Origin of the sequence: Butyricimonas hominis (genome assembly GCF_014287455.1) — a bacterium.
Lineage (GTDB): Bacteria > Bacteroidota > Bacteroidia > Bacteroidales > Marinifilaceae > Butyricimonas > Butyricimonas muris.
Genome location: NZ_JACOOH010000004.1, coordinates 172,431 through 196,630, shown reverse-complemented (window position 1 = coordinate 196,630; position 24,200 = coordinate 172,431). Strand labels below are relative to the sequence as shown.

21 protein-coding genes are annotated in these 24,200 nt (G+C 42.1%); all 21 read left to right on the top strand.

The window, feature by feature from the left end; all coding sequences use genetic code 11:
• Positions 1–21: 21 nt before the first annotated feature.
• The 21 genes from H8S64_RS09835 (at position 22) to rimM (ending at position 24,006) form a co-directional block, all read left to right on the top strand.
• Positions 22–429, top strand: coding sequence for a LytR/AlgR family response regulator transcription factor (locus tag H8S64_RS09835; RefSeq protein ID WP_186975946.1), 408 nt, complete (start codon positions 22–24; stop codon positions 427–429).
• A gap of 701 nt (positions 430–1,130) precedes the next feature.
• Positions 1,131–1,748, top strand: a complete 618-nt coding sequence (locus H8S64_RS09830; protein ID WP_222621171.1) for a DUF6266 family protein — start codon at positions 1,131–1,133, stop codon at positions 1,746–1,748.
• 71 nt (positions 1,749–1,819) lie between these two features.
• The gene (locus H8S64_RS22770) at positions 1,820–2,107 is read left to right on the top strand and encodes a MerR family transcriptional regulator (protein WP_186975944.1); all 288 of its coding nucleotides are present in this window, start codon (positions 1,820–1,822) and stop codon (positions 2,105–2,107) included.
• A complete protein-coding gene (locus tag H8S64_RS09820) occupies positions 2,092–2,466 on the top strand; it encodes a 3TM-type holin (RefSeq protein ID WP_186975943.1) in 375 nt (124 codons plus the stop codon). Before H8S64_RS22770 ends, H8S64_RS09820 begins: the two co-directional genes overlap by 16 nt.
• A gap of 24 nt (positions 2,467–2,490) precedes the next feature.
• Positions 2,491–3,090, top strand: a complete 600-nt coding sequence (locus H8S64_RS09815) for an N-acetylmuramoyl-L-alanine amidase (protein WP_186975942.1) — start codon at positions 2,491–2,493, stop codon at positions 3,088–3,090.
• Between the two features lie 84 nt (positions 3,091–3,174).
• On the top strand, positions 3,175–3,801 hold the full coding sequence (locus H8S64_RS09810) for a DUF6266 family protein (protein WP_186975941.1): 627 nt from the start codon (positions 3,175–3,177) through the stop codon (positions 3,799–3,801).
• Positions 3,802–4,225: 424 nt separating this feature from the next.
• Positions 4,226–5,953 (top strand): fimbrillin family protein, encoded by a 1,728-nt coding sequence (locus H8S64_RS09805; protein ID WP_186975940.1) that lies wholly within the window; start codon positions 4,226–4,228, stop codon positions 5,951–5,953.
• A gap of 149 nt (positions 5,954–6,102) precedes the next feature.
• Positions 6,103–7,122 (top strand): class 1 fructose-bisphosphatase, encoded by a 1,020-nt coding sequence (gene fbp / locus H8S64_RS09800; RefSeq protein ID WP_218014301.1) that lies wholly within the window; start codon positions 6,103–6,105, stop codon positions 7,120–7,122.
• A gap of 78 nt (positions 7,123–7,200) precedes the next feature.
• Complete coding sequence (locus H8S64_RS09795; protein WP_186975939.1) at positions 7,201–9,258, top strand: acetate--CoA ligase family protein; 2,058 nt, start codon at positions 7,201–7,203, stop codon at positions 9,256–9,258.
• Positions 9,259–9,372: 114 nt separating this feature from the next.
• Positions 9,373–10,059 carry a hypothetical protein gene (locus H8S64_RS09790; RefSeq protein ID WP_186975938.1) on the top strand — a complete coding sequence of 229 codons (687 nt, stop codon included), beginning with the start codon at positions 9,373–9,375 and terminating at the stop codon, positions 10,057–10,059.
• Positions 10,060–10,133: 74 nt separating this feature from the next.
• Complete coding sequence (locus H8S64_RS09785) at positions 10,134–10,769, top strand: flavodoxin domain-containing protein (RefSeq protein ID WP_099291694.1); 636 nt, start codon at positions 10,134–10,136, stop codon at positions 10,767–10,769.
• Positions 10,770–10,979: 210 nt separating this feature from the next.
• Positions 10,980–13,244 (top strand): S9 family peptidase, encoded by a 2,265-nt coding sequence (locus H8S64_RS09780; RefSeq protein WP_186975937.1) that lies wholly within the window; start codon positions 10,980–10,982, stop codon positions 13,242–13,244.
• A 169-nt stretch (positions 13,245–13,413) separates the two neighbouring features.
• Positions 13,414–13,971 carry an RNA polymerase sigma-70 factor gene (locus H8S64_RS09775; RefSeq protein ID WP_099291696.1) on the top strand — a complete coding sequence of 186 codons (558 nt, stop codon included), beginning with the start codon at positions 13,414–13,416 and terminating at the stop codon, positions 13,969–13,971.
• Positions 13,972–14,044: 73 nt separating this feature from the next.
• The gene (locus H8S64_RS09770; RefSeq protein ID WP_186975936.1) at positions 14,045–15,205 is read left to right on the top strand and encodes a FecR family protein; all 1,161 of its coding nucleotides are present in this window, start codon (positions 14,045–14,047) and stop codon (positions 15,203–15,205) included.
• Positions 15,206–15,276: 71 nt separating this feature from the next.
• On the top strand, positions 15,277–18,930 hold the full coding sequence (locus tag H8S64_RS09765) for a SusC/RagA family TonB-linked outer membrane protein (protein WP_255469499.1): 3,654 nt from the start codon (positions 15,277–15,279) through the stop codon (positions 18,928–18,930).
• A gap of 11 nt (positions 18,931–18,941) precedes the next feature.
• Positions 18,942–20,333 carry a RagB/SusD family nutrient uptake outer membrane protein gene (locus H8S64_RS09760; RefSeq protein WP_186975935.1) on the top strand — a complete coding sequence of 464 codons (1,392 nt, stop codon included), beginning with the start codon at positions 18,942–18,944 and terminating at the stop codon, positions 20,331–20,333.
• Positions 20,334–20,347: 14 nt separating this feature from the next.
• Positions 20,348–20,554, top strand: coding sequence for a hypothetical protein (locus H8S64_RS09755; RefSeq protein ID WP_099291700.1), 207 nt, complete (start codon positions 20,348–20,350; stop codon positions 20,552–20,554).
• A gap of 21 nt (positions 20,555–20,575) precedes the next feature.
• Positions 20,576–21,862 (top strand): hypothetical protein, encoded by a 1,287-nt coding sequence (locus tag H8S64_RS09750; protein ID WP_186975934.1) that lies wholly within the window; start codon positions 20,576–20,578, stop codon positions 21,860–21,862.
• A 3-nt stretch (positions 21,863–21,865) separates the two neighbouring features.
• Complete coding sequence (locus tag H8S64_RS09745; protein WP_186975933.1) at positions 21,866–22,813, top strand: hypothetical protein; 948 nt, start codon at positions 21,866–21,868, stop codon at positions 22,811–22,813.
• Positions 22,814–22,896: 83 nt separating this feature from the next.
• The gene (locus H8S64_RS09740; protein WP_186975932.1) at positions 22,897–23,478 is read left to right on the top strand and encodes a 30S ribosomal protein S16; all 582 of its coding nucleotides are present in this window, start codon (positions 22,897–22,899) and stop codon (positions 23,476–23,478) included.
• A 3-nt stretch (positions 23,479–23,481) separates the two neighbouring features.
• Positions 23,482–24,006, top strand: coding sequence for a ribosome maturation factor RimM (rimM, locus tag H8S64_RS09735; RefSeq protein WP_186975931.1), 525 nt, complete (start codon positions 23,482–23,484; stop codon positions 24,004–24,006).
• The last annotated feature ends 194 nt before the right edge of the window (positions 24,007–24,200 follow it).

The window sequence follows — 24,200 nt, the reverse complement described above, 5'->3', positions numbered from 1 at the left end:
GAGGCATAAATTTAATTGTCTATGAAAACAGATTTATCGGGTGCAAGTGCACCTTTGAGGGTGTCACCGCTGGTGGCAGATGGCTTGCTTATTCGTCAGGACGAGTATTACAAGAAATATTTTTATGCCGAAATCCTTTGGATAGAGGCATCGGGTAATTATTGCTATTTTCATTTTAAAGATAACTCCCGGATTACCGTGGCGTGCCGTTTGGGTAGCGTGGAGTGGCAACTGCCGGACGCCTATCTTGTTCGTGTACACCGTGGTTTTATCCTGAACCTGCGTTATGTCGATACGTGGGCGGGCAACTCCTTGCGGGTTGGGGAGAAATGGTTCCCGGTGGGGGACTGTTACCGGAAAAGCGTGTTGGCTTGTTTCAATATACTGGATACTTCCCGGGAAAACCCGAAAACGGGGAACGGGGAGTAATCGTGTAATTTAATATTCACCGGTCTCGTGGATAAATTTATCGACGGGCTCCGGTGGATGTTTTATAATATCACATCATAAGCAAACATCATAATAATGCATCGTTATGATGATTCTGAAATTTTGGTTGTGTGTTGCGACTATTTTGTCTATACAAAAATGCTTTTTTCCTTTAAACTGACCAAAAATGCAATAATAATTGAATGTTTTTCAAGTTGATATAGAGAATGTCTTCAATAATAAGAATTATTCGTCAGTATATTGATGAATAATTGGTGATTTTGTTTCAGTATAATGAAAGATTTTTTTCAGAGAGAGCCGTGAAGCGGTTAAAACTGTTTTTACGGGGAAAATGAATCTCGTGTTTTAGGCGTCTGTGTCAGGTTACAAGGTGTTTATACAGTTATTTGGCTGTCTGTGTCATTTCGTTGGCGGGAGGATGTGGGGGAAATATCTTTGTATCGTTGATTTAAAAATAAAAGATGATGAGAATTTTAAAGAACGCGGTACAAGAGGTCGGAGATACCTGAGGAATTCTTCGGGAAGACGGGGAGTAATCCCGGGGAAGACAGGGAACAAAGTCCTTTTAAACTCCTTTCAAAGTCCTTTTAAAGACCTTCGGGAAGGTTTTTGAAAGGAGAGTGATAGGAAAGAGGAACGAACGAGAGTGTTTATTAGTTATTATTTTCAATTTAATCAGTATGGCTAAAACAGATAAGTTGATATCGGGAAAAGTCGGGAACACGGTTTTTTATCGGGTAGGAGCGGATACCCGGGTGCGGAGTACCCCGGCGGAATACTCGGACGCGAAGACGCCGGAACAGATGGATTGCCGTTCTCAGTTTATGGTGGCGATTTGTTTTTATCGGCACATGGTGGTGACACCCTTGCGGGAAGTGTGGCGTGTGGCGACAGGGGGAATGTCCGCGAGCGGTTACAATTTTTTCATGAGGCTGAACATGAAGGTTTTTAAACCGGACGGGAAGATTGCCGATTTTTCACGTTTGCAGTTGGCGGTGGGGATGTTGCAAAAGGTGAATAATCTTCGGGGTGAGGTGGATGACCGGGACGTTGTAACCTTGACGTGGGAGGAAAATGCCGGGTTGGCTCCGGCAAGGATGGGCGATGAGTTAATGGTGGTCGTGTTGTACGGCGATCGCTCGTTTACTCCCGTATTTGAAGAAGTGCGTGCGACGAGGGGGGAGGGAAGAGCTACTTTTCGCCTATACCGGCGGCGAGGTACGGTAGCCCATCTTTATTGTTTCTTCAAGGAGAAGGACGGAAAGGCGTATTCGTCGAGTCAATACTTACGATTTTAGATTTTAAATTTTAGATTGAGTGATTTTAATTTTCAGTTTTCAACTTTCAATTTTCAATTAAAATGAAGAACATGGTTAACAAAATCGAAAAAGGGGAAGAGATAACCCTGTTGTTGTTGCGGCAACTTAAAGAGTATCAACAGGAAGTAAGGTTGGCAATAGAAACGGCGGCGAACGTGTCGCACAGGTTGATGACTGCGGCGGAGGTTTGCAAGGCAATGAATATCTCCGCCCACACCTTGCGCCGTTATGAGAAGCTGTTCGCTATTCCCGTGCGGAGAGTAGGGAACAAGAAGTTTTACTTCGAGGCAGAGATCAAGAATAGTATCGTCACGGGATTGAGGTGGTGGAAGGAGTAAAGAACGTGGTCAGTGCGGTTGGCGAGGTGATCGACCGCCTGACTCTCCCGGCGAGGGAGAAGCGGCAACTGGAATCGGATTTGTTACAGGTACTCGCGGAATGGGAACGGGCACGGGTAGAGGCGCAATCGGCGGTGTTGGTGGAGGAAGCGAAGGGAAGTTGGTTGCAGCGATCGTGGCGACCGTTGGTGATGTTGGTATTTGCGGTAATCGTGTTGGTCGGAACGTTCACGAACCTGCCGATTCTTGACGATACTTCCCGCTTTTGGGACTTGTTGGAAATCGGTTTGGGCGGTTACGTGGTGGGACGAGGCGGAGAAAAAATTCTGCAAGTCTTCACGCGAAAACGACGTTTTTAATTTTAGATTTATAATTTACGATTTATGAGTTCATTTTCAATTTTCAATTCTCAATTGTCAATTGTCAACCATCGGTTGATGGGCGATCGGGTACGTCATTTGGTTTGCGCGAAGAATACCCGGAAGCTGGTGGGACCGGACATGATTGTCTTGCACTATACCGCCGCATGGGGAGCCGAGGTTGCCGCGATTTACCTGACAAGACCTGACGTGGGGGCTTCCGCTCATCTGGTAATCGGGCGGGACGGGGAGATCATTCAACTTGTGCCGTTTGACACGGAAGCGTGGCACGCCGGGCGTAGCTGGTACGCGGGGCGGTCGGGATTGAATCGTTATTCCATAGGGATCGAACTGGATAACTTGGGGAAACTTCGTTTGTCGGGGGGAATGTTCGTTGCCGAGTGCGGGCGGATTGTTCCGGCGGAAGACGTCTTCGCGTACGAATCGGAAGGGAAGTTGACTTACTGGCATCGCTACACGAGGATGCAGGTGCAAACTTTGGCGAAAATTTGTAGCGTGCTGGAGGAGTACTACCCGATCAAAGATGTCGTGGGCCATTCTGCGGTCACGAACCGGAAAATCGATCCGGGACCGGCGTTGGAGGAAGCGTTTAAAAATTTATGATTTATGATTTCATGATTTTTGATTCATGGATTTAAGTGTTTACATTTTCAATTTTCAATTTTCAACTTTCAATTTTCAATTATTATGGCAGAATTTAATTCTTATTTGTTAGGTAAAGCGAGAAAGTCAGTAGGTAACATCACGTTGTGTTACACGAGGAGTAAGAACATCGCTAAAGCGAAAGTATTCACGAGGAAGGATAACCCGACACCGGAGATACTGGCACAGCGGGCGAGGATGAAAGTGTTGGTACAGTTGTCCCGGAGTCTTTTACCGGTGATACGGAAAGGCTTCGTGGGGATCGGGAAGGGGTCTACGTCAAATGCTTTCGTGGCGGCGAACATGAAGGCGGTGACGGTGAACGAGAAGAACGAGGCAACCGTTAATTTTGAACAATTGTTGGTGGCTGCCGGGATTATCAATCCGCCGAAGGTGACTGTGACGTACAGCGAGGAAAACCAAAAATTCATTTTCGAGCAAGAGGGGCAGGAAGAAGAGGACGGGTTTGCGTTGGCTGACGACCAAGTGTACGGCGTGTTGTACGAAACGGAACGGGAACGGGCAAGGCTGGTAGCGTTGAGAGCCCGGGGTGAAAGTGGCAGTACCAGTTACGCGCTCCCGGACGAGTGGGATAACACGAAAGTGAAGGTGTATTGCTTCGCCACGTTGAAGAACGGGAAAAGATCGTCGGACAGCTTATTGATTCAGTGATTTCCGATTTATGATTGAGTGATTCCAGCCGCACGGGGCTACGCTTTTGATTTGCGATTAATAATTGAGTATTCCGGCCACCCAATCTTTATTTAGGGTAGTCGGAATACTCGTTTTATAGTTGGGATAAGTTTTTCTAAAGGAAAAAGAAAATAATATGGAAAAAGTGTTGGTTAGTTGATTTTTTGGTTTTTATTATATATTTTTATGGAGCGTGAAATAACGTTTTTTGTTTCTACGGGATAGAACATTGGGAAAATATATTAATGGTGGGGTGTAATTGATTTATTGTCAGGTGTAATTACGAGAATGGCGTGTAAAGATAACCATTTAATATTTTCGAGTCTTTGAAAGATTGAAGAATCTAGTTTAATGATATGTGCGGAGGAGAAATTATAATCTAAACATTTAAAAATTACAGACTATGAAATTATTTGGTTTTCTCTTATTGGCAAGTGTCTTGTTGAGTTGCGTTCGGAATGTTTCGGAAGAAAGTGTTGATGGACAGGAAATACGTTTTCGTTCTAATATTCAAGATTTGAAACCCGGTAGGTTGTCTCGGGTGGATGGGTTTAGTGAAGGGGATAAAATATTTCTTTACATTGCTAAGCGGGAGAGTGCGGATGTTGTTGCTGTTCCTGCAAGTGAAGATCTTTGTAAAATGAACTATGGGCAGGAGGGCGATTTGACTTTTGCGGATGGTGGTGAGCATTATTATCCCGATGGGCGGATAGACGTGTACGGGTATTATTGGGAAAAGGAACATTCGGAACCACAAGAATTGGCCCGAATGAATGTTAGCGTGGAAACAGATCAATCTAACGGTTTGGATAAATCGGATTTTTTGTATGTGAAGGCGGCGGAGGGATATGCAAAAGATGCTGAGCCGATAAAATTGGAGTTTGAACATCTGTTTTCCAAGATCGTGTTGAATATTACGACGGAAACACCTGCTATTATTGATTTGACACAATTGGAAAATGTGAAATTGCATGATGTAGTTACTATCGGGATTCTTAATTTAGGGACGGGTGAAGTTGAGAATGGAGGAACGAAAGATGAAATTGTAATGCCGAAATCTAGCAATTCTTCTGTTATTATTTTGCCGCAAGAGCTCGAGGATAATAAGAAGTTATTCTCGTTTCAAGTTGCGGGGATTGAAGAGCCGTTTGAAGTAGAAGTTCCTGCCAATAATTTCGAGCAAGGGAAAGAATACACGTATAATGTGAAAGTGAATAAATACCCGGGTATGGGACCTGTTGAAATGCAGTTTTCGATGTCAGTAAAAGATTGGTATTCGGAAGAGCCTTATGAGATTGTAATTGAAAAAGGGGAGGAAATTGAAGTTTTGTTGACGGAGGTTGCTGTGGAAGTGAATATTAGTAAAGCAGATCTTTATCTGGCCTCGGGAGAAGTGAAACGGGAATTGAAAGGGATTGCGGTGGTGGATAATAAGATGAAGTTTGTTTTCCCTCGATTGGTGGAAGGAGAAAGTTTACGATTGGAGAAAGCGATTTTTTACACTGATAATAAAGAGTCTTTTGAATACTACTTTGAGAGTGAGGAGTTAAGAGGTAATAATTATGATCGAGTTGCTTTGCCTGCCCCGAAGGTAGGGGATGCTTGGGCAGGAGGAACGATATTTGTAGTAGGAAAAGTGACGGGATATAATACAGCTACTGCCGAATTTGAGACGAATATGAAAGGAATCAACGTTTATCGGGGAAGAGTGGTGGCGAATGAGTCGTTGGGTGAATTAGAATGGTGTGATTTGCATGTTAAAGGCTATGCTAGAGAAGTTGGGGCGACAGATAAGAATAATGGGGCAATTAATACTGATATTGTGAGAACCTTTATAGAAAACCAAGGTGAAGATGTAACTAAGTATCCCGCTTTTAATGCATGTTTAAATAAAGGTGAAGAATGGTATCTTCCCGCAATAAATGAAATAAAATATATCGTATCGCAGTTAATAATATTGAATCCTAATATAGTAAAACAAGGTGGAGATTTGATAGATGATGGTATTGTGTATGGAAGTTCTACGGAACGAGGGAGAGATACGGAATATAGCGTTAAAGATTATCATCGAACTACTGGAACCGATGCTAAAGATAATGCTGCAATAGTTCGAGCGGTCCGTGCCTATTGATAAAACCTTTTGAACTATATGCCGTAATTCTGAAAGAGACCCGTTTGTTCGGTAAGGAATGGATGGGTATCTTTCAGAATTTAAGTTCGTAAACCTTTTAAATTACAGTTTATAAGTCTATATTTGCAAAAAAATTAAAACACAGAACCATGATAATGCATAAAGTTACAACTTTAAATCAATTTATTATTGAGCGGCAGGCGGAGATTCCGGGTGCTACCGGGGAGTTCTCGAGACTTTTACATCATATTGGTATAGCTGCTAAAAAAGTTCATCGTGAGGTGAATAAAGCTGGTTTGGTAGATATATTAGGTAAGGTGGGTTCCATCAATGTCCAGGGTGAGGACCAGCAAAAGTTGGATGTCTATGCCGACAATACTTTTATGGATGAATTAAGGGCAAGTGGTGAGTGTTGCGGGGTTGCAACAGAAGAAAATCAAGATATAGTGGTTTTCGAGGAAGGCTTATGTAGAGATGCCAAGTATGTTATATGTATGGACCCGTTGGACGGCTCGTCGAATATTGACGTGAATGTGTCCGTGGGGACTATTTTTTCAATTTATAAACGTGTTTCTTCGCTCGGGGAACCCTTGACAATGGAGGATTTCTTTCAACCCGGGACGCAGCAAGTGGCTGCCGGGTACGTGATTTACGGGTCGTCGACTATGTTGGTGTACACTTCCGGTAACGGGGTGAACGGTTTCACGCTGGATACGTCTATCGGGGAGTTTTGTTTGTCACACCCGAATATGCAGACGCCGGAAAACGGAAAAATCTATTCTATCAACGAGGGTAATTACGTGAATTTCCCCGTGGGAGTGAAGAAATTTATTAAATATTGTCAAGAGAAAGATGATGCAACCAAGCGTCCGTATACTTCTCGTTATATCGGTTCTTTGGTGGCCGATTTCCACCGGAATATGTTGAAAGGGGGAGTATTCCTTTACCCGCAAACCAGCTCGCACCCGACAGGTAAGTTGAGATTGTTGTACGAGTGCAACCCGATGGCATTTATTGCAGAGCAGTCGGGAGGTATGGCGACGGACGGGGAAAGGCGAATCCTTGAGATCGTGCCGGAGGCGCTGCACCAGCGGGTGCCTCTCTATACAGGCTCGAAGAAGATGGTACAGAAGGTTCAGGAGTTTCTGACTTTCTTCAACAATATCTAAGAAACAGAAAGTTCAAATGGATGATGGCACTAGCAATCATCCATTTGAAATTAAAAGAGAAATAAAAATTTATGCTATATGATAACGAAACAGTTAATTGAACCGAAGAGTATCGTGGTCGTGGGCGGCTCGGATGATATACATAAACCGGGCGGAACCGTGTTGAGAAATTTGCAAGATGGTAATTTCAAAGGAGAACTTTACGTGGTAAATCCTAAAATGGATGAAGTGCAAGGTGTGAAGTCTTATCGTGATGTGAAGGATCTTCCGCAAGTGGATTGCGCTATTTTAGCGATTGCCGCTAAATTCTGTCCCACCGCAGTAGAGGTACTTGCCAAACAAAAAAATACAAAAGCATTTATTATTTTGTCTGCCGGGTTCCACGAGGAAAACGAAGAGGGTGCTAAATTAGAGCGTCAGATCGTGGATACGATTGATTCCGTGGGTGGAGCATTGATAGGTCCCAACTGTATTGGGGTTTTGACTAACCATTATAGCGGGGTATTTACCAGTCCGATTCCGGAGTTGAACCCGCAAGGAGTGGATTTGATTTCCGGTTCCGGGGCAACGGCCTTGTTTATCATGGATTCGGGGATGCAGAAAGGTATTAAATTCAATAGCATGTATTCTGTCGGGAACTCTGCCCAGATGGGTGTTGAGGAGATTCTGGAATACATGGATGAATCGTTTGATCCGGAAACGAGTTCCCGCGTGAAGTTGTTGTACGTGGAGAGTATCGAGAAGCCGGAGAAGTTATTGAAGCATGCTTCTTCATTGATTCGTAAAGGTTGCCGTATCGCGGCGGTTAAGTCCGGTGGTTCGGCTGCCGGGAGTCGTGCCGCTTCTTCACACACGGGTGCGTTGGCTAGTTCGGATGTTGCTGTTGAAGCTTTGTTCCGTAAAGCCGGAATCGTGCGTTGTAACGGACGTGACGAGTTGATGACGGTTGCCGGAATCTTCATGCATCCCGAGGTGAAAGGAAAGAATATGGCCGTGGTGACTCACGCGGGAGGTCCTGCCGTGATGTTGACCGATGCGCTCTCCAACGGCGGAATGGATGTGCCGCATATCGAGGGAGAAAAGGCAAAGGAGTTGTTGTCTAAATTATTCGGTGGTTCATCTGTCGGGAATCCGATAGACTTCCTTGCCACGGGTACGGCAGAGCAATTAGGCTTTATTCTGGATGCTTGTGACAAGGATTTTGATAATATCGACGGGATGGCTGTTATTTTCGGGAGCCCGGGATTGTTCCCTGTTTTCGACGTGTACAACGTGCTTGATGAAAAGATGAAGACAAGCAAGAAGCCGATTTTCCCCATCTTCCCGTCATCCAAGATCGTGAAGGCCGAGATCGACGAGTTTGTTTCTAAAGGACGGGTGTATTTCCCTGATGAAGTGTTGTTCGGAAATGCCCTTTGCAAGATATACAAGACTCCCGCGCCTCAACCGGAGCATTTCGATATGCCGGATATGGACGTGAAGAAAATCCGGGAAGTGGTGGATAACGCGCAGAATGGTTATTTGTCACCGGAAGAGATTCACGCTTTGTTGGATGCGGCAGGAGTAGCCAGAGCGAAAGAAGGCGTGTCCGATAACGAGGAGGAAATCGTGAAGATGGCGAAAGAGATCGGGTTCCCGTTGGTAATGAAAGTGGTCGGACCTATTCATAAATCGGATGTCGGCGGAGTCGTGATGAACGTGAACGACGAGGAAACTGTGCGTCGGGAGTTCAAACGGATGATGCAGATCAAAGATACTTACGCTATTATGTTGGCTCAACAGTTGAGCGGTACGCAAGTGTTTATCGGGGCGAAACGCGATGATAAGTTCGGACACATGGTGCTTTGCGGACTTGGCGGAATTTTTATCGAGGTGCTGAAAGACGTGAAAGCAGGGTTGGCTCCGATGTCCAAGTCAGAGGCTCACGGGTTGATTAAAGAACTGAAATCCTACAAGATTATCCAAGGAGTGCGCGGGCAAGAGCCTGTGAACGAAGACAAGTTCGCCGAGGCTGTGATGCGTATTTCCGCGTTGGTAAAAGTAGCCCCGGAAATCTTTGAGATGGACTTGAACCCGCTTCTGGGTAACAAAGACAACGTGGTTGCCGTGGATGCCCGTATTCGGATTGAAAAATAAAGAAATGAGGGTGTGTGTTAATACACCCTCTAGTTCATAAGGTCTATAGAGTCTATAAGGTCGTAAGGTCAGGCATTATGGACTTTATGGATCTTACGGCTAAATTAATATATAATGAAGAAGAAGGATTTTATTGTTCTGGGGTGTGTGATTTTGTTTCTGCTCCCTTTTTTCGTGTCGGAAACGGTTTATTCCTTTTACAAGACGTTTAATGCCGAGCACGGTATGATTATGAGTTTCCTGAAATTTGGTATTCTGTCGACTTTCGGGGAGTGTATCGGGTTGCGTATCAGCGCGGGCGTTTATAATCGCAAGGGATTCGGGGTGTTGCCGAGAGCTATCGTGTGGGGAATCCTCGGGATGGGAATCAGTATGGCGATGACGATATTCGCGAACGGTGTTCCTGCGTTCTTGAAAACGATGGGTATGGAGAACGCGACGACCGTGATGGGAGAGGCTTTGTCCGGGCAGAAAGTATTCGTTGCATTCTGTATTTCCGTGGCGATGAATACAATATTTGCTCCCGTGTTTATGACATTGCACAAGATTACCGATACGCATATATTGAGTCATGGCGGTACGTTGGCAGGTCTTTTTACCCCGATACAGATGGGTGAGATTATGGCAAATTTGAATTGGCGGGTACAATGGAATTTCGTGTTCAAGAAGACGATACCTTTTTTCTGGTATCCGGCTCACACGATTACTTTCTTGCTGCCGGGAGATACGCGGGTATTGTTTGCCGCTTTATTGGGTGTCGCTCTCGGAATATTGCTGGCGATCGCCACGCACAAGAAATAAGACGAATATAACTTTTAGACATTTTTGCCGTATAGTTTATAGTTGATACAATAATCACTATAAACTATATTTTTATGGATAAGGTTACAAGGAAAGGTAAAAAGGAGGTCGAAAGACAAGAAGAACCGTTGCGCTTGACTGCTGATCTTGAAGGAAATTATCTTTTGGATGAACGGACAAGTGAAATGAAGTGGTTAGGGATATTTTATTCCCCGGCGGGTGGAAATGTTCATCGGGTGGCTAAAATGCTGAAGAATAAAATCGGTGCCGGTAAAGTGGATATGTTTTGCGTGAATGATGTCCCCGCGGGGAAATTGTTGGATTACAAGAATATGATTCTGGTTTGTTCTTCTCTTGGCAGAAGTACGTGGGAACGGGAGCAGAGAGATCAATGGGCGAAGTTTTTCCCGCAGATGCGTAAGATTTCGTTAAAAGATCGTTTTGTCGCTCTCGTCGGGCTGGGCGATCATATCACGTATCCCAAGAATTTCGTGGACGGGATGGGATACATGGCAGAGTTGGTAACCGGACTCGGTGCGACTTTAGTGGGTAAAACCACCACGGACGGGTACGTGTACGAGGATTCAACTGCCGTGGTTGATGATCTGTTTGTCGGACTGCCTTTGGATGAGGATTTCGAGCCGGAGAAGACGGATGCCCGGATAAACAAATGGTTGGATATGGTGATGCCGGAGTTTGAGGGGGTATAGGTTTTAAGCTGGAAGTTAAAAACTAAAAAGCTAAAAACTAGAAGTGCGGAAAATACGTCAACTTTTAGTTTTTAGCTTTTAATTTTTAGTTTTCTTTGAACGGTGGGTATTGTTTTCATTAAAAATGTTTACTTTTGAGGCAAATGACTTCATGGTTTATTGGTCTTTACCGTGATGATCGTTATTTGTAAAACGCAAAATATTATTGACATGACGAGATGTATTGTATGGATACTGCTCCTCTTGATTGGGAGTAGTGTGTTTGCCCAAAAGGCTGATTTTAAAGCTTGTTCGAGGTATTCGGAAAAAAATCTAAAAAGTCGTATTCACAGTTCATCGGTTTATCCTTCATGGATAGGGAGGACGGATTTCTTTTGGTATTATTACACAACGGACGAGGGGATAAAGTATTATCTGGTGGATGCCGGGAAAGGGAAAAAGCAGGAATTATTTTCAATAAAGGAGTTTGCCGCTAAATTGGCTGAGTTGACGGGAAAGACGGAAGATGTGAAGAATCTTCGGTTGGCGGGTTTTCAATTTGAGGGAGATAATCCCTATCGTTTTACTTTTTCAAAATACGGGAAGAGTTTCGAGTATAACGTGAAGACCGGAGAGCTGAAGGAATTCCGGAAAGAAGAAGTCAAGAGAGAGTTCGAGAGGAAGATTTATTGGCAAAACTGGTCGCCTGACGGGAAATATATGGTATACGCTTACAAGCATAACGTGTATTTGCAGGAGAAAGACGACACGACGGCTTTTCAATTGACGACGGACGGGGAGCGTTCTTATTCTTACTCTTACCAGCGGGATAAGGATTCGGATAAGAAGGAGAGTGCTGCCATCACGTGGTCGGGAAATTCCAAGGTGTTTTATTGTTTGCGGCAGGATCGCAGAAAAGTTGAGGAGGGATGGTTGATAGATCATCTGGCACAGCCTCGTCCGACATTGAAATCTTATAAATTCCCGATGCCGGGAGAGGAACACGTGTTCACGTATGATTTGCATTTGTTTTACCCGGAGAAGAAATTGCATGTCAAGGTGGATATCGGGAAATATCCGGATCAAGAGGTGAAGATGATGCTTTTCGATTTTAAAAAATACCCGGATTATCTTTATTTCACGCGCAAAAGCAGGACGTGTAATCAAATGGATCTTTGCCGGGTGGATGTGAATACAGGAGAGGTGTTCGAGGTGATACATGAAGTGTGTGATCCTCATTTCACGGAACAATTGTTCGAGTGTCGTATTTTGAATGGTGGGGAAGATATTGTATGGTGGTCGGAGCGTTCGGGTTGGGGACAATATTATCTGTATAATAAGGACGGGAAGTTGAAGAACCGGGTTACTTCCGGTGATTTCGTGGCAGCCCGAATTTATGAGATGGATACGACAGGACGGAGTTTTGTTTTTGAAGGCTATGGGCGGGAGGAAAGTATTAATCCTGAGTACAGGCTTTTTTACCGGGTGAATTTTGATGGTTCCGGGTTCACGTTGTTAACCCCGGGTGACGGTTATCATTCAATAGATTTGTCTAAGAACGGCAAGTATCTGGTGGATAATTATTCAAGAGTGGATATGGCTCCGGTTGCAGAATTGAGGGATGTGCGAGGGCGTAAAATCATGGCGCTGGAGAAGACGGATTTGCGATTGTTATATGAAACCGGATGGAAAGAGCCCAAGAGGATAAAAGTGAAGGCTGTCGACGGGATCACGGATCTGTATGGGGTGATGTACCAACCGTTTAAGATGGACTCGACTCGTGGTTATCCTGTCATCGTGAATGTTTATCCCGGGCCACAGGAGAATCTGGTTCCGCAGGCTTTTAGTATTGATGATAACGGCAACGAGACATTGGCTCAGTTGGGGTTTATCGTGGTAAATGTCGGTTTCCGTGGCGGATGTCTCACGAGAGGGCGTAATTTCCATTGTTTCGGTTACGGGAATTTGAGGGATTACGCATTGGCGGATTGTAAGTTTGTTGTCGAGCAGTTGGCTGATAGATATTCTTATATAGATATCGATAAGGTTGGTATTTACGGTCATTCCGGGGGTGGATTTATGGCGGCAGCTTCTATTTTGACTTATCCCGATTTTTATAAAGTTGCCGTGGCTGCTTCGGGGAATCATGATAACAATATATACACGAAATGGTGGGGAGAGACTTATCATGGCGTGAAGATGAACGATAAGAACGTGTTTGAATCCAAGATTCCCACTAATATTGAATTGGCGAAGAATCTGAAAGGGAAGCTGTTGCTGATAACGGGGGACATGGATATAAATGTACACATGGCTCACACGATCCGGTTGGCAGATGCTTTGATAAAAGCGAACAAACGTTTTGATTTGATGATACTGCCGGGGGCGGATCACGGTCTGGCAGGCGATTACTACCTTAATTTGATAAGGTATTATTTCGTGGAGAATCTAATGGGACAGAAAATGGATAATATCAATATGGGGGACGTGGATTGACTATGAATAAACGATCCTTTTTTGAGTTTCGATTAAATGAAGAGAACCTAAGACAAGTACAAAAATACTCTAATACCAACTATTTGATAATTAGCATAAATAAAAAATGATATATTTTGAATATTAATTAAATTCTTCGTATTTTGAAAACTCAAAAAAGGATCGTTTAATGACAAGAGAAAGTCACGGGAATATTGAATTTTTGAACGGGGAAGTGATTGGTTTTGAGTGCTTTTTTAAAGAGTGTTTTGCCAAGTATAACGCTTTCGCGTCCCGTTTTGTGGATGATGTTTTCGTACGGGAAGATGTCGTGCAGGAGGCTTTTGTCGCTGCTTGGTCGAATCGTTCGGGACAATTTGAATCGGAATTGGGACTACACTCTTTTATGTATAAGATGATCCGGAATAAATGTATTGATTATTTGAGGCATGAAAAGGTGAAAGAGCGTTTTTCCAGTAAGTATTCGAGTGAACAGGAAATTGAAGAATATTCCATGCAGGCGATCATCGACGAGGAGAGTCGATTCTTGATTCATAAAGCGATACAAGCTTTAACTCCTCAGGTACAAGCCGTGATTAAATTGCACTTAGAGGGGAAAAAGAATAAAGAGATCGCGGAGGAACTGGAAATTAGCGAGGCTACTGTAAAGTTTCACAAGTCTGTTGCCTATAAACGATTGTATCATTCGTTGAAGAGTTTAATCCTGTTTATTAGCGTGTTAAAATAAATTTCAAAAAAAATCAATTTTTCACCTATACTGTTTTTCATCTCAACCGTTTTTCTTTTAAACAGCAAAAGGAATGGAAGATATAAAACAGTATATAAGTGTAGCCAAGCTGATTTGTAAAAGGAAGCTTTTTAGGTTGAGCGATTCGGAAGAAAAGCTGTTAGATGCGTGGAGACAGGAGGCAGAAATAAAGGAGCGTGTGTTTTTGAATTTGCAGAATATCTCTGTCGATGAACTGGAGAAGCGTTACGAATTACCGGATGTGGATGAGAAATGGGAACATTTCAAAAAGATCCGTTCAAGGAAACAAAGACGATTGGCATGGGGTTTTGGTGTTGCGGCAAGTATCTGTTTGTTAGTGGCGGTTGCTTTGGGATACTGGACGCAACGTCCCGTTGAGAAAAAATCATTATTGGTGGAAAACGAATGTCCGAATCGTGTCCGTCTTATCTTGTCAACCGGGGAAACGGTTGATGTTTCTGCCGAGTCGGAGAAGATCGTTGCTTTGAACGAGGGAACAAAGCTTTACATGGAAGGGCATTTGAAATATGTACATGATTCTGTACCCGTGAAAGAATTGGAGTATAATGAGTTGATTGTTCCGCGGGGGACATTTTATCATTTAGTGCTTTCTGATGGGACGAAGGTGTGGTTGAACGCGGATTCCCGGATAAGGTATCCGATAGCTTTCGGCAGCGCGGAGCGTAAAGTGGAATTGTACGGAGAGGGGTATTTTGAAGTGGCGAAAGAGGAAGGACGACCTTTTATCGTGAACACGGATAGGATGGATGTTCGGGTGTTGGGAACAACTTTTGACGTGAATACCTATGAAGATCGGGGGATGGTGTATGTCGTCTTGAAGGAGGGGCTTGTGGAAGTGGTGGCGGGAGGAAACGGCTCTCGGATTATAACTCCCGGATATATGGCATTATTGGATGTAAGTGATCCCCGGGGACAGATACAAGTGGAAAAGTGTGATGTGGATGTGTATACCGCATGGAAACAAGGAAGTTATAGTTTTCGAAATATGCCGTTGACAGAGATACTAAAGCAAGTGACAAGGTATTATGATGTAACGATTGTGTACGAGCAAGGATTTGAGGAGGAGTATTACACGGGCGATATATCACGGGATATTTCCTTGGAGTCGTTGTTGTCCGTGATAGAGGCATCAACATCCGTGTCATTTAAAGTGGAACGCAAAATGGTCTATATACAAAAGAAAAGAGATTAGGCTAATTGGTCTTTCCCTAATCTCTTTAACGCAAAATGTTATATAGACATAACATACAAATATAGATAAAAATGATGGTAGAAAAGTTTTTTTTCAGGAAATTCAACAAGAGTTGTGCTTTTTTGGTATTGCTGTTGTTCGCATCAAGTCCCCTTTGGGCGGGACACGTGTCGGAAAAGATTACATTGAAGGTAACGAACGAGAAGTTGGTAAAGGTGCTTGAGGAGATTAAACGTCAGTCCGGGTACAGTTTCATTTACAACGAGAAGTACGTGAAAGATTTAGGCGGGATTACCGTGGATGTAAAAGAAGTATCGTTGGATAGTGTGATGACGCTGGTGTTGAAAGGTACGGATTTACGTTACCGGATACAAGATCGGATTATTATGCTGGAAAAGGTATCTTTGGATGATGCCGTTCAAAAGTTTAAGGTTATCAAGGGTGTGGTGAAAGATGATCGGGGAGAGCCATTGCCGGGGGTAACCGTTTTGGTAAAGGGAACCACAATCGGCGTATCGACAGATGCCAATGGAAATTTCGCTTTGAATATGCCGGAAGGTTATTCCATTTTGCAGTTTTCTTTCATTGGTATGGAAACAAAAGATGTGAAGCTGGCAGAGGATCAAACCGTTGTAAACGTGGATATGAAAATGACCGTGGGGGAGTTGGATGAGGTCATTGTTTCTACCGGTTACACGCAGACAACGCAAAAACGGACGACAGGTTCTGTGGCGGTAGTCGGTAGAGAAGTTTTCGAGAACAGGGTACCCACGAGTATTGACCAATTATTGCAAGGTCAAGTGGCAGGAGTCAGTATCGTGGCTAAATCCGGTCGTCCGGGAGAATCGGCAAAGATTCGGATCCGGGGAACAAACACGCTTACCGGGGATGCCGAGCCTTTGTGGGTAGTTGATGGGGTACCTTTGCAGCGCAATATCCCAAGTATTAGAGGGGGGCAGATTAAAGCAGGAGATTTTAATGATATTTTTGCTAACGGTATAGCGGGAATAAACCCGAACGATATAGAAAATGTAACTATATTGAAAGACGCTTCTGCCGCTGCAATTTATGGTTCAAGAGCAGCGGGAGGTGTGATCGTTGTCACAACAAAGAGGGGTAAAGCGGGAAAAATGTCTGTTAATTATTCTGCAAACTTTTCTGTCGTGATGAAACCTCAGCGTGATGGTAATTTAATGAACTCGAAGGAAAAATTGGCTTGGGAACAAGAATTGTGGGATGAGTTTTCAGTAAAGGGATATAATTCTCCTGAAGAAGATAAAGAATGGTATCCGGTGATCGGTATTGTTGGAATGTTGCGTGCCAATAAACTAGGGAAGGATGGTAAAGTTTGGACAGATGAAGGTTTTGAACCCATGAATACGGCGGAGCAGGATGCATATATTGCCGATTTGTCCAAAACAACAACGAATTGGTTTGATGAATTGTTCCGGACTGCATTTTCTATGAATCATTACCTTTCCATGTCCGGAGGGTCGGATATTGCAACTTATTATTTGTCTTTAGGATATTCCAAAGATAACGGGATTTTGAAAAAGACTTCTTATAACCGGTATAATGTATCGGCGAAAATGAATCTAAAACCTCATGCCCGGGTTACAGTGGATTTTGGGGTTGATTTTTCACAACAGAAATCAGATGGCTCTTCTTTAAATGTGAATCCATTTCAATATGCTTATTTTGCAAATCCTTACGAGAAACCTTATAATGAAGACGGGTCATATCGTCCGGACTATACTTATTTTAATTTGAATCAGATTAATGGTGGAAGAGAAGCGATACTCCCGCCGAATGGCTATAATATTATGCGGGAAATTGATGAAACTTCAAGTGTCGCAGAAGATTATTCGGCCAATTTGCAATTAAACCTGAATTACACGATTTCATCAAAATTCCGTTTTTCCGGTTTGGTTTCTTATAGTTTTATAAATAATAAGTCGGACAATATTAATGGAATTGAAACTTATGCGGCTTTTGTGGATAAACCGAGTGTTTTGGATGGATGGAATAGCCGGAGAACGTATGGTTCTATCACCCAAGCGTCTGCTAATAATACAAATTATAGTGCGAGAGGACAGTTGAATTATTCGGATATTTTTAATTCGATACATCGATTGCAGATTTTAGCAGGGGCAGAAATTCGAGGTTCAAAGGCAAAGAGTATTCAAGAAAAGCGATATGGCTATGACCCTGTTACAGGTAATTCATCTACTCCGGCTCCCGAGAAGAAAGGGGAGCAGGTGGACTATACAGAATTGGTAAGCATGTCTACTTTTATAGATGGACTCTCGGGGCAAAGCATAGAAGAAACTCGTTTCGCATCATTTTATGCTTCATTGGATTATAGCTTGTATGATAAATATATTGCCAGTCTTTCTTTTCGGACGGATGGTTCCAATAATTTTGGTAGTGATGAGCAATTTAACCCGACTTGGTCTTTGGGATTGGCATGGCATGTCGGGGATGAGTCTTTTATGGATAGATTACGACCTGTGTTGAGCCGATTGAAATTGAGTGTAGCCATGGGATACACGGGAAACGTGAATAAAAGTGAGAAGCCAGAATTAATCATGTATTATTCAACATCTTATAGAAAAACCGAAACTGAAAATTTACGGATTGGTAATGTAAGGGCTGCCCCTAATCCGCATCTACGTTGGGAAAAAACACGAGATATGAAGGTCGCTTTGGATTTCGGACTTTTCGATAATCGGATTAATGGATTGGTAGAAGCTTACTATCGTTTAAGTAAGGATCTGGTAACTTCAGTTACAGTTCCATATGTAACCGGATTCTATAATCAGGGGTATAATACTTCAGAAATGGAGAATAAAGGGATTGAGGCTACTTTACAAGCGGTTGTTGTGAAATATAAGGATTTTAAATTTAATGTTTCTGCGAATATTGCTTGGAATGGTAATAAATTGAAACGTTATACCTCTCCTATTAGTTATGTTGCAAATAATGTAGTGGGTTACCCACAGGGAGCCGTTTTTGCAGGAAAGTCACTAGGTATAGATCCTCAAACCGGGTTATACAAATATAAATTACGCTCGGATGCAGATATACTGAAGCCATCAGATTTGAGTGATGTGAATAATTATATTTTTTATAAGGGGACCATGACAGCTCCTGTGACCGGAGGTTTCAATTTTAATATTTCATATAAAACACTTACCTTGAGCGTCGGAGGAGTGTACTCGTTAAATGGAAAGATTGTGGATGAAATAACTTCTCCGGTGAGTTATAATACATTAAGTGCCGGAACTTCAGCTGGAGAAAAAATTCCAACGAGTCAAAATGATTTGTATGTAAATCATTTAAATGTACGAAAGGATGTAACCAATCGTTGGACTGAAGAACGTAGGACGGGAGTGAAATATCCCAGAATTATTGATTATTACAAGGCTCTTACTGATCATGACGGGAAACCTCTTAATTATAGTTTGATATATCCAACTTCAAGTACTATTACGCGAGCATCTATGATGGAGAATCTTTCTTACTTAAGAGTAAAAAATATGTCATTGTCTTATGCTTTGCCACAGGATGTAGTAAAAAAGATGGGAGTGTCTTCATTGAGTTTCTCTTTCATTTTGACGAATTTATTCACGATAACGAATTATTCGGGGATAGATCCGGAAACACCGGGAGCGACTTATCCTTTGGCTCGTTCCTGTTCGTTTGGACTTAGTTTGGGCTTTTAATTTGTACGATTATGAAAAAGATAAAATATATAAGTTTAGTGATGATGGTATTTTTTGCATGTGTTTCTTGTAAAGAATATTTGGACATAAAACCTAAAGGAGAGGTGATCCCCAAAACTGCAGAAGAGTTTGCAGCTTTGTTGAATGGCCATTTGGAAGAAATCGATAATGGTTATGACGAATATATTTTGGGGAATGCAATGGAAAAATACGAATTTGAATGTTTTGGAGATAATTTGGAAAATAGTTTGACCAAAAACGTGACCGGAATGGGTGCGGTTCCGAAATATATAGGGGATAGACTGAATTCGTTTAGAACACAATATAGTAAGTTATATGTCTTAATCAGGTCATGTAATTTAGTTATCCACGAGATGAAAGAAGATGACACTGATATGGCAAACGCTTGTTATGCTACGGCTTATGCCATGAGAGGAATTGCTTACTATAATCTGATGCGTCTTTTTTGCGAACCTTATAATAAAGAGAAGGCGGATGACCAGTTGGGGCTTTCTATTGCAACGCGCTTTGATATGGAGGCTCGTCCCAAACGCTCTAGTTTGCGAGAGGTGGCATCGCTTATCGAGGAGGATTTGAAGAAAGCGATTTCTTACAATTCAAAATCAGAAATCTTTCGTTATACCGTGGATGTCGTGAAAGCATATTTGGCGAGGTTGTATTTCTGGACGCAAAATTGGGAACAAGCAATCCCTATTGCTAAGGAGATTTTGGATGCTTACCCGTTGGTTGAAGGGACAGCATATACGGATATGCTGTCGGCACAACATGCCCAAAAGGGGAATATTCTTTTGCGGGCATATTTATATTCAAATTCAAGTGGCGATCAAAATTATAAGTCGGCACAAGGGTATTTGACGGTAAAACCTATTAGTAAGCGGTTTGTTGATTTATTCGTGGAAAAAGACAAAGATATTCGTTATGCGTTTTCATTTGATAATAAGCGAGTAGCAACGAAAGTACCGATGGCTTGTGTCAGAAGTGCGGAAATGTGTTTGATTTTGGCTGAATCACATGCTTATTTGAATAATACGAAAGAGGCCCTTGAATATTTGAATTTGCTTCGTTCGAAACGAATATCGGATTATACGCCTTATACAATGGGAAATTTGCCTGCCGTGGATGAAAAAGCTCTGGTTCGTGAAAATGCAGAGGGAAAAGCTTTTACACCTCTGTTGTGGGCGATACATGTTGAACGGCAGAAAGAATTATTTATGGAGGGAGATCGTTGGTTTGAATTGAAAAGGAATGGGTGTCCTGAATTTTGGTGTGCCAAAGATGGTTTTAAATACGAGACAAAACAATTTATGTATACGGCTCCAATCCCTTCGCAAGATATTGATTTGATACCGGGTATGATTCAGAATGAAGGATACGTGAAATAAAAAAGGAGGTAGTTATGAGAACAAGAATATTATTGGGATGTTTAGGATTTATGTTATTGATTTTTTTAGGTGGATGTGATAAACCGGATGGAGAGCCCCCTCGCATATTATCCGAGGGGCAGGATTACCAACTGCCGGAAATAAAACTTCTAACATTGGAAGAACGGGAAGAAATCCGCTTGTTGAAAGAAGAATACAAGAATGCGATTAAAGACTTGTAATTGTTTAAGATATAGTGAAATATGATGAGAAATATATTTATATTGTTTACTTGTCTGACCTTTTCGACGTGCTTTGTTGCATGTCATAGTGATGATAAGGAGGAAAAAGGTCCACAATTGGCTTTTTCACAATTGATTTATACATTGGAGGCTGAAAATCCTTTGGAAATAGAAGTGCAAGTTTCTGAACCTGTGCAAGTAAATACCTCTATAAAATTTAATATACGAGGGGCTGCCATACAAGGTGAAGAATATGAACTTTCAGCTGATGAATTCGTGATTCAGGCAGGAGAGAGTAAGGCGACTATAGCGGTAATTCCTAAAAATAATTATGATGCAGGAAAGACAATAAAGTTAGAATTGTTTCCTGTTGAGGGATATATATTGGGAGAGTTTAGTTTTACATTGATTGAAGTGCAGACAAAAGGACAGTTAATTTGTTCTTTTGCCGAGGAAAATTATGTGTTACCGGGAGAGATCACAGTTCGGATGGATGTAAAAGATGCAAATACCGGTAAATATTTTTCAGCAAATACGGATACTAAAATTCCTTTTATTGTCGGAGAGAATTCGACGGCGATAGAACATGTACATTACGAATTTGTAGATAATCTCGATAAGGAATTTGTTGTCCCGGCTAAGAGAAGTTATGGTACGATAAAAATTAAATTTTTAAAGTGGGAAGAAGGTAAAACAACTTTGTTTCTACTCGTACCGGAGGGGAGTAATCGTTTTTTGCCTGGTGATGTTGACCAAACGGAGGTTTATATAAAGGGAATGACAATGCCGGATCGCTTGGAAGGAAAGTGGGCTTTTAAAGAGGCAACATCAATAGATTATTTGAGAGTAAATAATTGGTACGGAGGACCGGAAGAGGTTGAGCATTTACCGGAAAATAATCTGCCAACCGATATGTTAGAGTTTGTAAATGGCGGAACTCAATTGAAAGTGCATGCAACAGGAGATATGGCACATTATTTTAGAGATTGTAATGTGAAATTCTTGAAAGAGCAACAATTGTATCTGTATGAATCTGCTGGAATCGGTAGACCGCCTCTTGTAACGGCTTCTATGTTTGAATTAAGTCAAGCAAATGTAAACTTCTCCGGGGCACATGAAAAGCTTAGAGCTGTTCAAGTAGGATTCAGGTTATTGGAGGATAACGAAACATTAGAAGTTACAGTTTTGGATTATGAACCTACGGACTTCTTATATGATACATATGAAAGTTGTGCTGCCTACGCTCAAGAGGGGGAGTTCCCAATGGATTTCCACATGGTTCGATATCATTTTACAAAAGTGAAGTAACAGATGAAGTGGGGTATATTTTTATGGATTGCATGCCTGTGGGCGTGCAATCCTAATAATGAAGTAAAGATTGCGGGAGATTTACTGAATTATAAAGGAAATAAGTTGTTTTTTGAGATTTGTACTCAAGACACAACGATATCAGTGGTGTTAGACAGTACCGGTTTTTTTAAGGTGCAACTGCCTTTAAAAGAGGCTGGATATGTGCGGTTGGTGAATGGTAAAGCTGCCGTGCCTCTTTATTTGAAACCGGGGGACGATGTTAAAATAAAAATGGATGTGAAGAGAGTACAGGAAGGGAATTATGAGTCCGTTGAATTTCCCGAAGGAGATCGTGCGGAAACACGTATGATGCTTGATTATTACGGGAAACAATGGTTCCCGTCAACACAAGAGATGTTCGTGTTACCACCCGTCGAGTTTAAAGAGATGATGGATTCTATCGTGCGATATAATGATGCGATAATTTCCGAATTCGTGAAGAAGAATCCTTGTGATCCGGAATTCGTGCGTTTGTTTCGTATTCAGGTGAAAGTCCCTTTGGCTGCTTCTTATTTTTATTACCCTATGTACCATTCTTTATTGAATCGGGAAGATCAAAGTGAGGAACCCGATGATTTCAATATCTTTGACAAGACACTGCCCAAGAATGATATTGAGGTCTATCGGAAAGTGTATCGCTATAAAGTCTACGAGGTTTCCTATTGGAATAATCTGTTAGGGGGGAAATTGGCAGGCTTGATGAGCGAGCCCGTGCAATTCGTGAATGCCTATATTGACGAGTTGAATAAATTAGGTTTGAACCAACAGATTCGGGATGATATCGGGAACAATTTTGTAATGCAGTATTATAAAGAATTGCCGACGGAGGCTCAGAATGTTTTAAAAGACAGGTATAAAGAAGTTGTCGAAAATGTAAAATACCGTTCTGTGATAGAGAAAATGATCTAGGAAATTTCAATTTTTCAATTAAATCACTATCTTTGCGCCGCCTATCGAGAATAGGTAGTAATTAATAAGTTAAAAGTAAAAGAATGGCAACTAAAATTAGATTAGCAAGACATGGTCGTAAAGGCCGTCCGTTCTACCATGTAGTGGTAGCAGATAGTAGAGCGCCGCGTGACGGTCGTTATATTGAGAGAATTGGTTCTTACAATCCGATGACTAACCCGGCTACGATTGATTTGAATTTTGACAGAGCATTGTATTGGTTACAAACCGGTGCGCAGCCGACCGATACCGCGAAGGCAATATTGTCTTACGAGGGTGTTCTTTTGAAGAAACACTTGTTGGAAGGAGTGAAGAAAGGTGCGTTTGATATGGCTGCTGCTGATACGAAGTTCGAGGCTTGGAAGAAAGAGAAAATCGCTAAGATTCAGGCTAAGATCGCACGTTTGGCTAACGAGTCTGAAAGTGAATACAAAGCTCGTTTGGAAGCTGAGGCTAAAGTAAAAGAAGCTAAAGCAGAGATTGTAGCTAAGAAACAAGCTGAAATTGCAGCGGCAAAAGCTGAGGCAGAGGCTGCAGCAAGAGCAGAAGTAGAAGCTGCCGCTACAGAGGCTGTTGCAGCGGAAGTAGCTCCGGAGGCTCCGGCAGAAACTCCAGCAGCTGAATAATTTATGATCAAGAGGGAAGATTGTATAAAGATCGGCGAAATCGGTAAGACTCATAACTTACAGGGTGCGTTGATTGTTTACACGGGAAATGATCTTCTTGAACAATACATGGATGAACCGGTGTTTCTTCTTCTGGAAGGAGCACCGGTTCCCTTTTATATCGCGGAAGATGGTCTGACGGCACGGAACCATACTTCTTATATCGTCAAATTTGATTTTGTTGACTCGAAAGAACAGGCGGACCGATTGGTGGGGAGTGATTTGTTGATGGATAAATATCTGCTTGAAGAGGAGGATATGCCTTTGGAACTTTCTGATCTGATCGGGTTTTCCGTGGTTGACGAACCGACAGGTGAAAAAGGGGAGGTTGTGCAGGTTGATAATTATTCGGGAAATGTAGTTCTTTCTATCCGGATATTCTCGAAAGAAATTCTTCTTCCGGTATCCGATGAATACGTGACAGACATTCTTCATGATGAAAGATTGTTGCATGTAAATATTCCTGAAGAAATCAAAGAACTTTATTAAACCTTTTTAGGAATACAAACGTAAACAGATGTGATTTTTCAATCATCATAGTGTCTTATTGGTACTTCCTTGATAGAGTCGAACTCTCTAAAACTTCAATTTTTATTAAACCAAAATTTTCTACGATTTTTATTTCTACTTTAGAACAAATTTATATTTGGAAAATTTTTCAAGAAAAATGGAATTATTAATCG

Bases quoted from the DNA above. Each gene is read 5' to 3' on its own strand.
- H8S64_RS09805 (WP_186975940.1), top strand. From the start codon at position 4,226: ATGAAATTATTTGGTTTTCTCTTATTGGCAAGTGTCTTGTTGAGTTGC.
- H8S64_RS09755 (WP_099291700.1), top strand. From the start codon at position 20,348: ATGAGAACAAGAATATTATTGGGATGTTTAGGATTTATGTTATTGATT.
- H8S64_RS09790 (WP_186975938.1), top strand. From the start codon at position 9,373: ATGAAGAAGAAGGATTTTATTGTTCTGGGGTGTGTGATTTTGTTTCTG.
- H8S64_RS09775 (WP_099291696.1), top strand. From the start codon at position 13,414: ATGACAAGAGAAAGTCACGGGAATATTGAATTTTTGAACGGGGAAGTG.
- H8S64_RS09770 (WP_186975936.1), top strand. From the start codon at position 14,045: ATGGAAGATATAAAACAGTATATAAGTGTAGCCAAGCTGATTTGTAAA.
- H8S64_RS09745 (WP_186975933.1), top strand. From the start codon at position 21,866: ATGAAGTGGGGTATATTTTTATGGATTGCATGCCTGTGGGCGTGCAAT.
- H8S64_RS09835 (WP_186975946.1), top strand. From the start codon at position 22: ATGAAAACAGATTTATCGGGTGCAAGTGCACCTTTGAGGGTGTCACCG.
- rimM (WP_186975931.1), top strand. From the start codon at position 23,482: ATGATCAAGAGGGAAGATTGTATAAAGATCGGCGAAATCGGTAAGACT.
- H8S64_RS09810 (WP_186975941.1), top strand. From the start codon at position 3,175: ATGGCAGAATTTAATTCTTATTTGTTAGGTAAAGCGAGAAAGTCAGTA.
- H8S64_RS09750 (WP_186975934.1), top strand. From the start codon at position 20,576: ATGATGAGAAATATATTTATATTGTTTACTTGTCTGACCTTTTCGACG.
- fbp (WP_218014301.1), top strand. From the start codon at position 6,103: ATGATAATGCATAAAGTTACAACTTTAAATCAATTTATTATTGAGCGG.
- H8S64_RS09780 (WP_186975937.1), top strand. From the start codon at position 10,980: ATGACGAGATGTATTGTATGGATACTGCTCCTCTTGATTGGGAGTAGT.
- H8S64_RS09740 (WP_186975932.1), top strand. From the start codon at position 22,897: ATGGCAACTAAAATTAGATTAGCAAGACATGGTCGTAAAGGCCGTCCG.
- H8S64_RS09760 (WP_186975935.1), top strand. From the start codon at position 18,942: ATGAAAAAGATAAAATATATAAGTTTAGTGATGATGGTATTTTTTGCA.
- H8S64_RS09830 (WP_222621171.1), top strand. From the start codon at position 1,131: ATGGCTAAAACAGATAAGTTGATATCGGGAAAAGTCGGGAACACGGTT.
- H8S64_RS09765 (WP_255469499.1), top strand. From the start codon at position 15,277: ATGATGGTAGAAAAGTTTTTTTTCAGGAAATTCAACAAGAGTTGTGCT.
- H8S64_RS09785 (WP_099291694.1), top strand. From the start codon at position 10,134: ATGGATAAGGTTACAAGGAAAGGTAAAAAGGAGGTCGAAAGACAAGAA.
- H8S64_RS09795 (WP_186975939.1), top strand. From the start codon at position 7,201: ATGATAACGAAACAGTTAATTGAACCGAAGAGTATCGTGGTCGTGGGC.
- H8S64_RS09815 (WP_186975942.1), top strand. From the start codon at position 2,491: ATGAGTTCATTTTCAATTTTCAATTCTCAATTGTCAATTGTCAACCAT.
- H8S64_RS22770 (WP_186975944.1), top strand. From the start codon at position 1,820: ATGGTTAACAAAATCGAAAAAGGGGAAGAGATAACCCTGTTGTTGTTG.